This is a genomic window from Myceligenerans crystallogenes, from assembly GCF_039529775.1.
In the GTDB taxonomy this organism is placed as follows: Bacteria; Actinomycetota; Actinomycetes; order Actinomycetales; family Cellulomonadaceae; genus Myceligenerans; species Myceligenerans crystallogenes.
The window spans coordinates 404,987-420,487 of sequence record NZ_BAAANL010000001.1; the positions used below are offsets into that span (position 1 = coordinate 404,987).

Genomic DNA, 15,501 nt, shown 5'->3' on the forward strand with positions numbered 1-15,501 from the left:
GAGAGGAACCATCATGCACGCTCCACCCCTGCGACGTCGACGACGACTCGCGGTACTCGCCGCGGCGGTCCTGGTCACCGGGACGGCCCTGGTCGCACCGGCGTCGGCGCAGCCGGTCCAGGCACTGCCGGCCGCCACGACGACGTCGACGGCCGACACCGCCCAGCTGCGGACCTGGTGGCACGACAACCACGAGTTCGACACCAGCGGTCCGGTCGCCGCCGACAAGGTCCGCCGTTCGTCGTTCTACGACGTCCAGGTCGCCACGACCACCGCCCCCGGCACGCGGTACGACTCGTTCGCGTACATGTCCCTGCCGCGCAGCGGCAAGGGCAAGGTCGGGTACACCGAGGAGGACGGCGCCGAGTTCGCCGCGGGTGCCAACCTCACCATGAGCTGGTCGAGCTTCCAGTACGCGGCCGACGTGTGGGTCGACGTCACGCTGCGCACCGGCCAGACCATCACGTCCGCGGACCAGGTCACCCTCCGGCCGCGGCACCTGAACTTCGAGAAGCAGCTCGTCAACGGCTCGACGGTGCGCATCAAGGTGCCCTACACGCCGGCGGGCCACCGCTTCTCGGTGGAGTTCGAGCCGCAGCAGTTCACCGCCTATAACGACATGGCCGGTGCGAGCGGCAACCTCACCACGAACTCGTCCGGGAACCGCGCCATCCACACCGAGCCCCGCAACTCGATGCTCGTGTTCGCCGAGCCCCTGCTCACGGGTGCCGAGAAGGACCGGCTCGTGCCCACCGAGGCCTCGGGCAGCACCTATTACCCGAGCCAGGGCCAGGTCACCAACCTCAACGACGTGTCCCAGGAGATCATCTACTTCCGTCCCGGCACCTACTCCATGGGCTCGAACTACCACGCCGTCCTGCCACCCAACGTGAAGTGGGTCTACCTCGCGCCCGGTGCGTACGTGAAGGGCGCCTTCCGGTTCTTCCACGACAACCAGGGGCTGTACAAGGTCACCGGATACGGCGTGCTGTCCGGCGAGCAGTACGTCTACGAGGCGGACACCTCGAACGGGTACCAGCACAACGTCAACAGCAACTGCCACTCCAGCTGCGTCAAGATGCTGCAGTTCCAGTCCTCCGACGCGCAGCAGCACCTCGACCTGCAGGGCGTGACGATCAACGAGCCGCCGTATCACTCGTTCGTCGTCTACGGCAACGAGTCCAGGTTCTCGATGCGCGTGAACAACTACAAGCAGGTCGGGTCCTGGTACTGGCAGACCGACGGGATCGAGCTGTACCGCGGCAGCACGATGAAGAACACGTTCTTCCACGCCAACGACGACGTCCTGAAGATGTACCACTCCGACGTGCACATCGACGACACCGTCATCTGGAAGAACGAGAACGGACCCGTCATCCAGTGGGGCTGGACGCCGCGCAACATCGACGGCGTCAGCGTCACCGACACCCACGTGATCCACAACCGGATGTTCTGGAAGGACGTCAAGTACAACACCTGCATCCTGAACTCCTCCTCGCACTGGGAGGACATGGGCTCGACGAAGACGGCGAACCCCGGGACCACGGTGCGCAACATGCGGTTCGAGAACATCACCGTCGAGGGCACGACCAACTGCGCCATCCGCGTCTACGCCCTGTCGAACACGGAGAACATCCACGTCAAGAACCTCAGGATCGACGGCTGGAACGGGCTCGACCCGGCCTCGCAGGTCAGCCACCTCAAGCGATACACCAACGCCGCCGGGCAGCAGGTCACCATCGGCAACGAGACCCGGGACTCCCGGGGCATCAAGCTCGAGAACTACACGGTCGGCGGCACCACGATCGACAAGGCCGGTACCAACTGGTCGGCCGGACAGCTCGGCCGCCTCGGGTTCGACGCCGACACGTGGGACAGCTGGAACGCCTGGGGCTCCGGCGGCACCACTCCGACGCCTACCCCGACGCCCACCCCGACACCGACGCCCACCCCGACGACCGGTGGCCTGGTCGTCAACGGCAGGTCGGGCAAGTGCATGGATCGTTCGGGCGGCGGCACGGCGAACGGCACGCCGGTCCAGCAGTGGACCTGCAGTCCTACGGCCGCGGCCATGCTCTGGACGCTGGACGGAGCGGCGCTGAGGTCGGGCGGCAAGTGCCTTGACCTGGTCGGTGGCGGGACGGCGAACGGGACCAAGGCGCATCTGTGGGACTGCGGGGGCTACCCGTCCCAGGAGTGGGTGCACCAGAGCGACGGGACCCTCAGGAACCCCGCGTCGGGGCGTTGCCTGGACGTCGAAGCCAGCAGCACCGCCGACGGGGCGCGCCTGCACCTGTGGGACTGCGGCACCTGGGACAGCCAGAAGTGGACCTTCGCCGGCTGACCCCACCGGGTGCCCGAGTGCATCCACCTGCTCGTCATCCGCACGTACGACCTGCCGGTGCGACCACCGGCAGCCAGCACCTGGAGGAGCACAACTCATGAACCACTTGTCAGCAGGCGCCTCTCGCGCCATCGCGATGGGCATCGGAGCCCTGATGATCTGCCTGATGGGCCTGGCGCTCGCCGTCACCCAGCAGGCCCCGGAGGCATCCGCGCACGGTACCGTCATCGCGCCGCAGACCCGTAACTACGGCTGCCTGCAGCGCTGGGGGAGCAGCGAGCCGAGCGAGGCCCAGGACCCCATGTGCTACCGGACCTTCCACGAGAACCCGAACGCCATCACCGCCTGGAAGGCCGTCTACGCCAACAACACCGGGGACGACTACCGGCAGGTCATCCCGAACGGCCGCATCTGCAGCGCCGGCGGCCAGGGTGAGACCAACTACGCGCCGCTCGACCGTCCGGGCCCGTGGGTGACCACGAGCCTCGGTGCCGACTTCACCGTCGACGTCTACGACGAGGCGCAGCACGGCGCGGACTGGCTCGAGGTCTACGTCACGAGGCAGGGCTTCGACCCGGTGTACGACGAGATCGGCTGGGACGACCTCGACCTGGTCAAGAGGACGGGTCGTCACGGCTACGGGGCGCACTACGTCACCGACGTGACCACGTCGGGCTACAGCGGCCGTCACGTCGTCGTCACCGTCTGGAAGGCGTCGCACATGGACCAGAAGTACTTCCTGTGCAGCGACGTGACGTTCGGCGGGGGCGGCGGAACCACCCCGACCCCGACGCCCACCCCGACCCCCACGCCCACCCCGACGGCGACGCCGGTGGCGGACGGCCTGGTCGTGAACGGCAGGTCGGGCAAGTGCATGGATCGTTCGGGCGGCGGCACGGCGAACGGCACGCCGGTCCAGCAGTGGACCTGCAGTCCTACGGCCGCGGCGATGAACTGGACGCTGGACGGTGCGGCGCTGAGGTCGGGCGGCAAGTGCCTCGACCTGGCCGGTGCCGGCACGGCCAACGGGACCACGGCGCACCTGTGGGACTGCGGGGGCTACCCCTCCCAGCAGTGGGTGCACCAGGGCAACGGCACCCTGAAGAACCCGGCCTCAGGACGCTGCCTGGACGTGGAGGCCGGCAGCACCGCCGACGGGGCGCGCCTGCACCTGTGGGACTGCGGCACCTGGGACAGCCAGAAGTGGAGCATCACCGGCTGACCTGACCACGCGACAACGCACGGGGCACCACCGCAACGGTGGTGCCCCGTGCGGCCTGCGGCCGAAGCACGGCCGTCGACCCGTGGCCCTACCGGTAGTTCGTGAACTGCAGGGCCACGTCCAGGTCCGAGCCCTTCAGGAGGGCCTGGACCGCCTGGAGGTCGTCGCGGGACTTGGACGTCACGCGGACCTCGTCGCCCGTGATCTGGGTCTTGACGCCCTTCGGGCCCTCCTCGCGGATGATCTTCGTGACCTTCTTCGCGGGCTCGCCGGACAGGCCCTCCTTGAGGGAGGCGGCCAGGCGGTACTCCTTGCCGGACGGCTGCGGCTCCTTCTCGCCCGCGTCGATCGCCTTGAGCGAGATGCCGCGCTTGATCAGCTTGGACTCGAAGACGTCCAGGATCGCGAGCACGCGGTCGGCGGAGTTGGCGGACATCAGGATGCTGTCCCCGGTCCACTTGATCTCGGCGCCCACGCCACGGAAGTCGTACCGCTGCTCCACCTCCTTGGACGCCTGGTTGAGGGCGTTGTCGACCTCCTGGCGGTCCACCTTGCTGACGATGTCGAACGACGAGTCGGCCACGACCGTGCTCCTTCTTTCCTCAGGGTGTGCAGAACCTGGGACCACCGTAGTCGCCCGCGAGAGCCGGCACACGGCTCGGACCACGAGGTACGGCGCATGGGACGTCGTTCGGTGGTGGCCGAAGGCTTCGGTGCAGCTCGAAGTGGCGCCTGCGGCAGGTGTCCGTTCCTTACCTTCGTGATGTGCCCGCAGGTCGCGGGCCAGAAGGGGAGAAACCATGAACACGACCAAGCGTGCGTTCGCGGCGCTCGCGGGCGGAGCGCTGGCGCTCCTGTTCGCCGTCGGCGGCGCTCAGGCCGCGCAGGCCGTCCAGGAGAACCGCGACATGATCCGCGCGGAGGTGGTCACCACCGACGCGCAGATCGGGACCGCCGGCGTGGACACCACGTTCGCGGAGACGGACACGTTCGCGGCTTCCGCCCACGGCTGCCCGTCGGGGTACGTGTGCATCTACTCGAGCCAGTACGACCTGGACAACGGGATCGTCGAGCACTGGTACTCCGCGTACGGCAGCCACCAGCTCTACGACGAGTACGGCTACCACTACATCTACAACAACCAGACCGGCGGGGCCGGGTTCACCCTGTGCCAGGGTTCCTTCGGGACCGACTGCGGCGGTACGCCGCGTGACGTGGGGACCTACTACCTCGATCTCACGCCGTACAACTCGATCAAGCTCGTTCCCTGAGCGGTTGAGCACCTGACCCGATGACCTCGGCCGGAGTCCGGACCCCCAGGGGCCCGGGCTCCGGCCGCACACCGGCGTCAGAGCACCAGGTACGGCATGCGCGACGACGGGCGGCGCCAGCCGTACGGCCCGACGCCGCCCGCGTCACCTCAGCAGCACCGTGCGTTCGGCCGCGCCCCCTGCTCGGCGTACCTGTGCCGCCAGAACTCCCGCGCCGACGGAACCGGGCGGTCCGGGTGCACCCGGCGCAGGTGCGCCACGTACCGCTCGTAGTCGCCCTCGCCGGTGACGCCCTGGACGTACCAGACCAGCGCCCGCCAGGCCCGTCGCACCCGCTCGCTCGGTCCCGTCATGTCAGTGCGCTCCCGTCGAGGTCCGCGCGGCTTCCGGGTTCTCGTCGTAGTACGCCTTCCACTGCGCGGCGACCTCCCGCTCCGCGTCCGTCGCGATCAGCCCGGAGGGCGCGAAGAGGGCCGACGGCGTGTCGGGTTCCTCCGTCGTCGGCAGCCCGCCGGCCCGGATCGACCGCACGCACACGACCAGCGCCACCACCGCCACGACCAGCACCAGCACCGCGAACACGATCGACAGCGTGCCCTGCACGAACGTGTTGCGGATGACATCGTCCATCGCGGCCGGGTCGGTGGCGGTGCCGAACGAGGTCTCGCCCGCCGCCCGCGCGTCGGCGAAGGCCCGGTGGTTCGCCCAGTACCCGATCTTCGGGTCGGGGGAGAAGATCTTCTCGTACGACGCCGCCATCGTCACCACGAGGTCCCAGACCAGCGGCACCGCGGGAATCCAGGCCCACCTCAGCAGGCCCTTCTTCACGACGACGACGGTGACGACCGCCAGCGCCATCGCCGCCAGCAGCTGGTTCGCGATCCCGAACAGCGGGAACAGCGTGTTGATCCCGCCGAGCGGGTCGGTCACGCCCATGAGCAGGATCGACCCCCACGCCCCGCACACCACCACGGACGCGATCCACGACCCGACGTGCCACGACGGGTCCCGGAACCGCGCCAGCGGCCCGCCCAGGTTCCCCACGGTGTCGGTGAGCATGAACCGCGCCACGCGCGTCCCGGCGTCGAGCGTCGTGAGGATGAACAGCGCCTCGAACATGATCGCGAAGTGGTACCAGAACGCGGTCATCGCGGACCCGCCGAGGAACGACCCGAGGATCTGCGCCATCCCGAACGCGAGGGTCGGCGCGCCGCCGGTGCGCGACACGATCGACTCCTCGCCGACGGCGTCCGCCGCCCCCTGGATCTCGGCGGCGGTCACGGGCGTCCCGGCCAGCCCGAGGCCGTTGACGTACTCCGCGGCGGTCTCGGGCGTGCCGCCGGTGAGCCCGGCGGCGGCGTTCATCGTGAAGTACAGGTGCTGGTCGATCGAGATCGCCGTCACCAGTGCCATGATCGCGACGAACGACTCGACGATCATGCCGCCGTAGCCGATGATCCGCAGCTGGCTCTCCTTCTCGACCAGCTTCGGCGTCGTCCCCGACGACACCAGCGCGTGGAAGCCCGACAGGGCGCCGCACGCGATGGTGATGAACAGGAACGGGAACAGCTGCCCGGCGAACGCGGGGCCGGTGCCGTCGATCGCGAACCGCGAGACGGCCGGCGCCTGCACGGCGGGCGCCGCGATGACGACGCCGACGGCGAGCAGCGCGATCGTGCCGACCTTCATGTACGTGGACAGGTAGTCGCGCGGGGCGAGCAGCAGCCACACCGGCAGCACCGAGGCGAGGAACCCGTACCCGATGAGCAGCCAGGACACCGTCACCTTGTCGAGCGTGAAGGCCGCCGCGCCCCACTCCGTGCCGGCGATCCAGCCGCCCGCGACGATCGCGAGGATCAGCAGCGCGACGCCGATCAGCGACACCTCGCCGATCTTCCCGGGCCGCCAGAATCGCAGGTAGCAGCCCATGAACAGGGCGATCGGGACGGTCATCCCGATCGAGAACACGCCCCAGGGCGACTCGGCCAGCGCGTTGACGACCACGAGCGCCAGCACGGCCAGCAGGATGATCATGATGACCAGCACGCCGATCATCCCGGCGACGCCGCCGATCGTGCCCGTCTCGTCGCGGATCATCTGCCCGAGCGACCGCCCGCGGCGGCGCGTCGAGAGCCAGAGCACCAGGTAGTCCTGCACGCACCCGGCCAGGACCGCGCCGACGATGATCCAGATCGTCCCCGGCAGGTAGCCCATCTGGGCGGCGAGCACGGGACCCACCAGCGGCCCGGCCCCCGCGATGGCCGCGAAGTGGTGCCCGAACAGCACCCGCCGGTCCATCGGCGCGAAGTCCCGCCCGTTCTCGTACTGCTCCGCGGGCGTGGCCCGCTCGTCCTTCGGCCGCACCACCTTGTACTCGATCAGCCGGGCGTAGAACCGGTAGGCGACGACGTACGTGCCGACCGCCGCCAGCACGAAGTACGCCGCGTTCACGTCCTCCCCGCGGACGAACGCGATCAGGGCCCAGGCCACGGCGGTGACGACGCCGATGACGGCGAAGACCACCTTCTTGGCGGCCGTCATCGGCCGCCGGTCCACGACGGCGACGGGTGGCAGGCCCGGGTCGTTCCGGACGAGATCCACTTGCTCGGGTGCGCGCATTGCAGCCTCCTTGCTGAATGTGATGCTCCGGTGAACCAAGCTAATACCGGACACATTCCTGCACGGCAAGAAGCAACCCGCCGAGTGTCCCCGATCCGGCGCGCCGCACGTGGCCGCCGCCGCGACACGTCGCGGCCACGACCGTCAGCCCGGGAGCTCCACCACCAGGCCCGTCCAGCCGGTCAGGACCGCGGTGGTCCCGGCGCGGACGGCGGCGTCCGTGCGCTCCGGGGTGAAGGCGGACCCGCCGGCCGCGCCCCCCGGGACGTCGCCCCTGCCGGAGGCGGCGCCCGGCCACACCACCGCGGTGACGTTGCCCGTCGGTTCGGGGAGCTGGGACCCCACCACGAGGACCTGCTGGTCGAGGTAGCTGGCCGTCGCCAGGGCGAGGGCGTCGGTCAGGTCGTCGCCCGCGGCCACGACGACGTCGGGCGCGCTCTCCAGGGCGCCGACGACGACGTCGAGCTCGTCCGCCGGGTCCGTGACGCGCATCCGCTCGACGTCGACGTCCTCGGCCCGGGCCCAGGCGGCGACGGCGTCCCGGACGGCGCGGACCGTCGGACCGTCCTCGCCGGTCAGCAGGACCACGCGGTAGCCCGCCGGCGGGCGGACGCCGGACCAGGAACCCGGCGCGGGCGTGATCGTGCTCTCCGGCGCGGGCCGGTCGGCCGGGTCCGCGAAGTCCGGGCCCACGGTGGCGTGCACCCGCGAGGCGGCGGGCGGCGTCGTCCCTGCCGGGTTCGCCGCACCGTCCGCGCCGGGGGCGCGTCCGGACGGGGCCGGGACCGAACAGGCCGACAGCGTCGTGACGAGCGCCATCGCCAGCGCACCCGCGAGCGGCGTCGTGAGCACGGGCAGCGGCACGACCCGGCGGGCGTACGCGGCGCGCCCGGCGGCCACCGCACCGCCGAACGCACGACCGGCCGCGCGACCGGGCACGTGACGGCTCAGGCGACGGTTCGTGGTCACGGCAGCATCCTCCCCGGAGTCGGCGACCTCCCGGGCGAGGACGCCGTCGTCCCCCATCGTGGCCGGTCGGCGGGTGCTCGCGGACCGTTCCGCCCGCTTCTCGCGGACCATTCCCGGACAGTTCAGGGACCGGCCGCGGGCCGCTGTCCTGATGTTCACCCCGCGGGACGACAGTGCTCGGGTGCGCAGCCAGACGACGTGGTCCCGGGTCAGCCGTGTCGCCCTGATCGTCCCGGCCGTGCTCGCCCTGGCCGGCCTCCTCCCGTCCGGCCCGGCGGCCGCGCACGGCTTCTCGTCGACCGTCTACGCCGAGGCGAGCCAGGTCCCCGCGCACCCCGACGTCGTCCGCACCCGGCTCGACCTCGAGTACGACCTCCTGGTCGTCTCCACGGCGGAGCACGCCGACGCGCCCGGGTTCTTCGAGGACGGCCTGCTGCTCGACGGAGCCCCGCCCGAGGACGACGTCGCCCTCGCCGCCCTGACCCGCCACGAGGACGCCGTCCTGCGCTACGTCACGGAGCGCTTCACGGTCACCACCCCCGCGGGCCCGTGCGTGCCGTCCCTCGCCGGGGAGCCACGGATGACGGTCCGCGAGTCCGTGCCGTACGCCCGCGTCGTCGTCGACCACGCCTGCCCGCCGCCGGGCGACGCCGAACCCGGGCACACCCTCCGCAGCGAGCTGTTCGGGGCCGCGGAGGGCTACGTCCCCGAGGGCACGACGACGCTGGTCGAGGGCGAGCTCGACGGGCGCGCGGTCAGCGCCGCCCTCGACGCCGGCACGGCCGAGTTCTCGACCGGCCGGAGCCCGCTCGCCGAGGCCTGGGAGTTCTTCGTGCTCGGCGCCGAGCACCTGCTGCTCGGCCCGGACCACCTCCTGTTCCTCCTGGCCCTGATCACGGGCGAACGGCGCCTGCGTACCCTGGTCCTGACCGCGACGGCGTTCACCGCCGCCCATTCGGTGACGTTCCTGCTCGCGGCGGTCGGCGCGGTCAGCGCGCCCGCGGCGCTCGTCGAGCCCGTCATCGCGGCCTCGATCGCGGTCCTGTCCGGCCGGCAGGTCTGGCGCTTCGCCGCACGACGACGCCGCGTGGTGCCCGCCCCGGAACCCGAGCCCCGGGCCAGGGCCCCCCGGGCCGGCTGGTGGCGGATCGCCCTGGTGTTCGCCTTCGGCCTCGTGCACGGGCTCGGGTTCGCCGGGGCGCTCGGGATCGACGAGCCGTTCTCGTGGCCCCTGCTCGGGTCGCTGCTGGTCTTCAACCTCGGGATCGAGGTCGTCCAGGTGGTCGTCATCGTCGTCGTCTTCCCCCTGCTGGCGCTGCTCGCGCGGCGCTCGCCCGTGGCCCGCGGGTGGACCACCGCCGTGGCGATGGCCCTGGTGACCGCCGTCGCCCTCGTCTGGTTCGTCCAGCGCACGCTTCCTGCCTGAACGCCGCCCTCCCCTCCCGACCGCAAGAACCCGCACGAATGACGAAGGGTGAACCGCATGAATTCCCTGTCCACAACCCGCGGCCGCGGCCGCGGCCTCCGGATCGTCGCCGGCATCGTCGGCGCCGGCCTGGTCGCCGGCGTCCTCGGCACGAGCCTGCTGACGACCGAGGCGCGCGCCGCCGCGGGCGAACCGACCGACCTCGTGCTCGGCGTCGGCTCCGACGAGACCCAGCGCAAGCTCGCCTGGTACACCAGCCTCGACACGACCCAGGTCGCCCAGCTCGCCCCGGCCGCCCAGGTCGTGAACGGCGTCTTCCCGTCCGGCGCCACCACGGTCCCCGCGACCGGCGGCCCCACCACCAGCGGCGAGTACAACCGCTTCGCGACCCTGTCCGGCCTCCAGCCGAACACGTCCTACGCGTACCGGGTCGGCTCGGAGACCGCCTGGTCCGCGATCCACACCTTCCGCACCCAGGCCTTCACCGGCGACCTCGACCTGCTGTTCTACGGCGACCCGCAGATCGGCTCGTCCGGCAACGTCACGTCCGACGCCGCCGGGTGGAGCAGCACCCTGGACGTCAGCCTGGCCGCCTACCCGGACGCAGAGATGATCTTCTCCGGCGGCGACCAGGTCGAGACCGCCACGAGCGAGACGCAGTACAACGCCTTCCTCACCCCGGACGCGCTGCGCCGGGTGCCCTTCGTGGCGACCAACGGCAACCACGACGTCGGCTCCAAGGCCTACTCGCAGCACTTCAACGTGCCGAACCTCGACCCGACGGCCGGCCCCGGCACCAGCACCACGTCCGGCGGCGACTACTGGTTCACCTACAAGGACGTGCTGTTCGTCAACCTCAACTCGAACAGCCTCGACCTCACGTCGCACGAGCGCTTCCTGCGCGACGTGCTGGCCGCGCAGGGCGCCTCGACGGCCTGGACCGTCGTGGCGTTCCACCACTCGATCTACTCGGCGGGCCCGCACTCGACCGACACCAGCATCGTCACCCGCCGCAACACCTGGGCGTCGCTGTTCTCCGAGCTCGGCGTCGACCTCGTCGTCCAGGGCCACGACCACTCCTACGCCCGCAGCTACCTGATGCGCAACGGCGCCAAGGCCGACGCGTCGGAGCCGGCGGGCGCCTCGAGCGTCACCGCCGGCCCCGGTGGCGTGCTCTACCTGACCGCGAACTCCGCCTCGGGCTCGAAGTACTACGCCCTGAAGTCCACGAAGCCCGGCTATGCCTCGGTCATGAACCAGGAGAACGTGCGGAACTACACGGCCGTCGAGTTCACCGGCACGCAGGTCTCCGTCAAGACGCTGCGCAGCCAGGCGTTCGGCGCCAACCCCGTCAACAGCGTCGTCGACCAGGTGGTGCTGACCCGTGAGGGGACGACGCCGCCGCCCGCCGGGCAGACCTTCACGACCGTCGGCACGCCCACCGTCAGCGGCACGCCCCGCGTGGGCCACACCCTCACCGCGGACCCCGGCACCTGGAACCCGGCCCCGGCGTTCACCTACCAGTGGCTGTCGAACGGCAGCCCGGTCTCCGGTGCCACCGGCCGGACCTGGACCCTGCCCCGCAACCAGCGCGGCGACCAGGTCTCCGTCCGCGTCACCGGCACCCTGACCGGCTACACCACCACCGACGCGACGTCGTCGTCCGTCACGATCACCCGCTGACCCGCCCCCGGCGATCTCCCCGCACCGGAGCGCGCGGTGCGGGGAGATCGCCGCGGATCCGGGCGTCTACGGCATACTCCGCTCCAGGAGCCCCCGGCCCAGGTCGGTCAGCACGTGAACCACGTGCCGGCCCTCACGCTGCGACGCGACCAGCCCCGCCTTGCGCAGCACGGAGGCGTGCTCCGACGCGGACGCCGGCGAGATGTCCATGCGCTGGGCCAGCGCCGTCGTCGTCCGGGACCGCGCGAGCTCGCGCAGCGCGCCCGCCCGGGTCCGCCCGAGCAGGGCCACGAGGGCGCCCTCCTGGTCCGGCGACGGGTCCAGGCGCAGCAGCTCGCGCGCCACCGGGACGACCAGCACCGGGTCCAGCGCCGGGTCGGCGCGCGTGACCGGCCGCCGGCAGCCGAAGAACGACGGCACGACCGTCAGCCCCCGCCCGCCGAGGTGCACGGCCCGGTCCACGCCCCGCGACTCGACGGTCAGGATGCCGTCGGACCACCTCGCCGACGGGTGGATCGACGACAGCATCGCCTGCACGCCCGCCGCCGCGATGACCTGCGTCCGCGCCGACCGATCCGCGTCGACCGCGCGCCGCACGCGCGGCCAGACGGGCAGGACGGCGTGCTCGTGGAACGCCCTCATCGACGACCACAGGCCGTGCATCGCAGGCACCGAACCGTTGCCCAGGTCGAGCACCCGGTCCGGGACGCGCCGGCCCCCCGTCATCGCGGCCACCTCGGCCCGCACCCGGCCGGGCGGCGTGTGCAGGACCTCCTCGGCGCCGGCCGCGAAGTCCGTGCCGGGCGGCCCGGGCGTCAGGAAGTCGGGCGGGTCCCCCGCCGGCGGCACGAGCGCCAGGTAGGCGAGCGCCTCGGGCGGCAGGCCCGCCCGGACCTTCTGGCGCCACCTGGCGAAGAACTGCGCCCCGTCCAGCCGGTGGACGAGGTGGGCGGCGAGGCGCGTCTCCCACAGCGGATCGGGCCCGGGCGCGAGGCGCACGCGAGCCAGATCCTCGGGGGTGAAGATGAATCGCAGCATTGCGGGTCCCTCCAGCAGATGCGCGGGCCGGACTGCTTGCGTGGCCCATGTGACCAGTGAAAACGCCCGTTCTCCGGTTGGCAATCACAATCGGGACGTCCGTCGCGAGATTCGGGCCGTTCCTGAGGTTCGACTGAGATCAGTGGGTACGTGAACGGCCGGGGCGACGGCCTGCCGCAGTACGGTGGCGTCGTGATCACCCCCACCTCCCGCGACCTCGTGACCCCGCCGCGCGTCATCGCCACCGACCTCGACGGCACGCTCCTGCGGTCCGACGGCACCGTGTCCCGGCGGGCGCGCGAGGCGCTCGCGGCCGTGGAGGCCGGCGGCGTCCACGTGGTCTTCGTCACGGCGCGCCCGGCGCGCGCCCTGCGGCACCTGGCGGACCTGGTCGGCGGACACGGGCACGTCATCTGCTTCGGCGGGGGAGCGGTGTGGGACCTCGCCGCGGACCGCGCGGTCGAGTCCTGGGGCTTCACCGACGACGTCGTCGGCGCCCTCGTCGCGGGCCTGCGGGCCGCGCTCCCCGGCGCCGCCCTGGTGGCCGAACGGGTGAGCGGCCCCGCCTACGACCCGTCCTGGGTCTCGTCGCCGCAGTTCGACGAGCCCGGGCTCACGGCCGAGCACCGTGCGTACCTCGTGGAGCACACGCTCGGCCGGGACCCCGTGCTCAAGCTGCTCGCGCAGGCGCCCGGCGTGGCCGCGCCGGCGCTGTACGAGGCCGTCGGCCCGGTGGCCGCGGGGCTGGCGAACCTGGCGAACTCGGGCGCCACCTCGCTGGTCGAGCTCGTCCCGCCGGAGGTGACGAAGTCCGCCGCGCTGGAACGCTGGTGCGCCCGGCTCGGCGTCGGCGCCGCCGACGTCTGGGCCTTCGGCGACATGCCGGTCGACCTCCCGATGCTCCGCTGGGCGGGCCGGGGCGTCGCGGTCGCCAACGCTCATCCGGACGTCCTCGCGGGGGCCGACGACGTCGTCGGCTCCAACGACGACGACGGCGTCGCCACGGCCCTCGAGAAGCTCCTGACCCGCTGACGCGGCGGCGGCCCGAAGCCCTGGTCCGGGCGTGTGAGGCTGATCACCGGGCCGGGCGCGATTTCGATTTCCCGATCCCGCTCCCGGCAGGTTAGTGTTGCTCCCGCACCACGGCGGGTTACCCGAGCGGCCAAAGGGGGCTGACTGTAAATCAGCTGGCACAGCCTACGGGGGTTCGAATCCCTCACCCGCCACTCGTCGACAGGCGACGTGTGCCCTCCTTCGGAGGGCCGCGTCGCCTTCGTCGTTTCTTGTGGGGCTTCGCCCCACGCCCCGTCCGGGGGACTTCGTCCCCCAGGCCCCCTGAGGTGGGTGGCTTGCGGCTTCGGTCGCGGGGTTGCGGGGTGGGCGGTGTAGGTCACACGGATTTGGATTTCACACCTGGCCGTGGGGCATGTAGAGTCTTCCTCGCTGCCCCGATAGCTCAGTCGGCAGAGCGTCTCCATGGTAAGGAGAAGGTCAAGGGTTCGATTCCCTTTCGGGGCTCTGTGATTCGACGCGGGGCCGTCCACCCGGTGACGGGCGGGCGGCCCCGCGGTCGGTCACGAGGCGGGGTAGCTCAGATGGTTAGAGCGCACGACTCATAATCGTGAGGTCGCGGGTTCGATCCCCGCCCTCGCTACCGCCTCCGCCCGGCGCTCGTCGCCGGGCGGTTCCACGAAGATCCGCACACATGGCGCCTCCTCGAGGCGCGAGAGGTTGAGAGCCATGGCCAGCAAGAGCGCTGACGTCCGCCCCAAGATCACGATGGCCTGCGTGGACTGCAAGGAGCGGAACTACATCACCAAGAAGAACCGCCGGAACGACCCGGACCGCCTGGAGCTGGCGAAGTTCTGCCCGCGCTGCGGCAAGCACACCTCGCACCGCGAGACCCGCTGAGCCCGGACGTCCACGGAGTACAGCAGCCCACGCCGACGGAGCAGTCCAGTGGTGAACACCGATTTCGAGGGCCGTGAGTACCCGGTCAACGCCCCCTACTCCGTAGGGGCCGAGAAGATCCGCGAGTTCGCCGATGCCGTCGGCGCCACCCACCCCGCGCACCACGATCCCGTGGCAGCGCGGGGTCTGGGCTATCCGGGCCTGATCGCGCCGCCCACCTTCGCGGTCATCGTCGCGCAGCGGGCCGAGCAGCAGTACGTCGCCGACCCGGAGGCCCGGATCGACTTCTCCCGCGTGGTGCACGGCGACGAGCGCTTCGTGTACCACCGCCCGATCGTCGCCGGCGACGAGCTCGTCACGGTGCTGCACGTCGATCGCATCCTGAGCCGCGGCCCGATGTCGACGGTGACCACCCGCTGCGAGATCTACGCCGCCGGTGAGGGCATCTCCGACGCCGCCGCCCCCGGGATCGGCGAGCACGTCGCGACGGTGACCTCGACGCTTGCGGTCCGAGGTGAGGACTGAGATGACCACCGCACACCCGGCCGCCGAGACCGCCGGCACCGCGACGGCGTCGTCCGGCGCCACGGAGCGGCCCCGGCTCGCCGGCCTCGCCGTCGGCGACGAGATCGGCACCCGCACCATCGAGTTCGACCGGCCGCGCCTGGTGCGCTACGCCGGCGCGAGCGGCGACTTCAACCGCATCCACTGGGACCAGGCGTTCGCCGAGGGCGTCGGCCTGCCCGGCGTGATCGCGCACGGCATGCTCACCATGGGCAGCGTCATCAACCTGGTCACGGACTGGGCGGGCGACCCGGCCGCCGTCGTCGACTACGGCACGCGCTTCTCGCGCCCCGTGCCCGTCCCCGCCGACGGCACCGCGACCGTCGAGGTCACGGGCAAGATCGGCGAGATCGACGCCGAGGCCGGCACGGTCCGCGTCGACCTCACGGCGACCTTCGGCACCACGAAGGTCCTCACGCGCGCCCAGGCGGTCGTCCGCCTGTAGCCCGTCTCG

The 15,501-nt window shown here is 71.6% G+C and carries 14 protein-coding genes and 3 tRNA genes; 12 read left to right on the forward strand and 5 right to left on the reverse strand.

The features are described 5' to 3' along the window. Positions 1-13 precede the first annotated feature (13 nt). Positions 14-2,344, forward strand: coding sequence for a family 49 glycosyl hydrolase (locus tag ABD208_RS01585; protein WP_344098914.1), 2,331 nt, complete (start codon positions 14-16; stop codon positions 2,342-2,344). Between the two features lie 97 nt (positions 2,345-2,441). Next, positions 2,442-3,566, forward strand: coding sequence for a lytic polysaccharide monooxygenase (locus tag ABD208_RS01590; RefSeq protein ID WP_344098915.1), 1,125 nt, complete (start codon positions 2,442-2,444; stop codon positions 3,564-3,566). An 88-nt stretch (positions 3,567-3,654) separates the two neighbouring features. Here the strand turns inward: ABD208_RS01590 and ABD208_RS01595 are convergent, their stop codons facing one another. Continuing rightward, positions 3,655-4,149, reverse strand: coding sequence for a YajQ family cyclic di-GMP-binding protein (locus ABD208_RS01595; RefSeq protein WP_344098916.1), 495 nt, complete (start codon positions 4,147-4,149; stop codon positions 3,655-3,657). A 217-nt stretch (positions 4,150-4,366) separates the two neighbouring features. Between ABD208_RS01595 and ABD208_RS01600 the strand changes: the two genes are divergently transcribed. Continuing rightward, entirely contained in the window at positions 4,367-4,837 is a 471-nt protein-coding gene (locus tag ABD208_RS01600) for a hypothetical protein (RefSeq protein ID WP_344098917.1), read from the forward strand. 149 nt (positions 4,838-4,986) lie between these two features. Here ABD208_RS01600 and ABD208_RS01605 read toward each other — a convergent pair whose 3' ends face one another. From ABD208_RS01605 to ABD208_RS01615, 3 genes are all read right to left on the reverse strand, one after another. Next, the gene (locus tag ABD208_RS01605; RefSeq protein WP_344098918.1) at positions 4,987-5,190 is read right to left on the reverse strand and encodes a YbdD/YjiX family protein; all 204 of its coding nucleotides are present in this window, start codon (positions 5,188-5,190) and stop codon (positions 4,987-4,989) included. A gap of 1 nt (position 5,191) precedes the next feature. Continuing rightward, complete coding sequence (locus tag ABD208_RS01610; RefSeq protein ID WP_344098919.1) at positions 5,192-7,456, reverse strand: carbon starvation CstA family protein; 2,265 nt, start codon at positions 7,454-7,456, stop codon at positions 5,192-5,194. 144 nt (positions 7,457-7,600) lie between these two features. Continuing rightward, the gene (locus ABD208_RS01615) at positions 7,601-8,536 is read right to left on the reverse strand and encodes a type 1 periplasmic-binding domain-containing protein (protein ID WP_344098920.1); all 936 of its coding nucleotides are present in this window, start codon (positions 8,534-8,536) and stop codon (positions 7,601-7,603) included. A gap of 70 nt (positions 8,537-8,606) precedes the next feature. Between ABD208_RS01615 and ABD208_RS01620 the strand changes: the two genes are divergently transcribed. Together ABD208_RS01620 and ABD208_RS01625 are read left to right on the forward strand one after the other, a co-directional pair. Further along, complete coding sequence (locus ABD208_RS01620; protein WP_344098921.1) at positions 8,607-9,851, forward strand: HupE/UreJ family protein; 1,245 nt, start codon at positions 8,607-8,609, stop codon at positions 9,849-9,851. A 57-nt stretch (positions 9,852-9,908) separates the two neighbouring features. After that, positions 9,909-11,534, forward strand: coding sequence for a purple acid phosphatase family protein (locus ABD208_RS01625; protein WP_344098922.1), 1,626 nt, complete (start codon positions 9,909-9,911; stop codon positions 11,532-11,534). 66 nt (positions 11,535-11,600) lie between these two features. On the opposite strand, the gene ABD208_RS01630 is transcribed toward ABD208_RS01625, so the two are convergent. Beyond that, positions 11,601-12,572: a winged helix-turn-helix domain-containing protein gene (locus ABD208_RS01630; RefSeq protein WP_344098923.1), complete on the reverse strand. Its 972-nt coding sequence runs from the start codon at positions 12,570-12,572 to the stop codon at positions 11,601-11,603. Positions 12,573-12,764: 192 nt separating this feature from the next. Here ABD208_RS01630 and ABD208_RS01635 point away from each other — a divergent pair, with 192 nt between their 5' ends. The 7 genes from ABD208_RS01635 (at position 12,765) to ABD208_RS01665 (ending at position 15,492) form a co-directional block, all read left to right on the forward strand. After that, positions 12,765-13,604, forward strand: a complete 840-nt coding sequence (locus ABD208_RS01635; RefSeq protein WP_344098924.1) for an HAD family hydrolase — start codon at positions 12,765-12,767, stop codon at positions 13,602-13,604. A gap of 112 nt (positions 13,605-13,716) precedes the next feature. Beyond that, a tRNA-Tyr gene (locus ABD208_RS01640) sits at positions 13,717-13,798 on the forward strand. 219 nt (positions 13,799-14,017) lie between these two features. After that, a tRNA-Thr gene (locus ABD208_RS01645) sits at positions 14,018-14,090 on the forward strand. Positions 14,091-14,152: 62 nt separating this feature from the next. Further along, positions 14,153-14,226 (forward strand) — tRNA-Met (locus tag ABD208_RS01650). Between the two features lie 86 nt (positions 14,227-14,312). Beyond that, positions 14,313-14,483, forward strand: a complete 171-nt coding sequence (gene rpmG / locus ABD208_RS01655; protein ID WP_344098925.1) for a 50S ribosomal protein L33 — start codon at positions 14,313-14,315, stop codon at positions 14,481-14,483. Between the two features lie 48 nt (positions 14,484-14,531). Beyond that, positions 14,532-15,008 carry an FAS1-like dehydratase domain-containing protein gene (locus tag ABD208_RS01660; protein WP_344098926.1) on the forward strand — a complete coding sequence of 159 codons (477 nt, stop codon included), beginning with the start codon at positions 14,532-14,534 and terminating at the stop codon, positions 15,006-15,008. A 1-nt stretch (position 15,009) separates the two neighbouring features. Beyond that, on the forward strand, positions 15,010-15,492 hold the full coding sequence (locus ABD208_RS01665; protein ID WP_344098927.1) for a MaoC family dehydratase: 483 nt from the start codon (positions 15,010-15,012) through the stop codon (positions 15,490-15,492). Positions 15,493-15,501 lie beyond the last annotated feature (9 nt).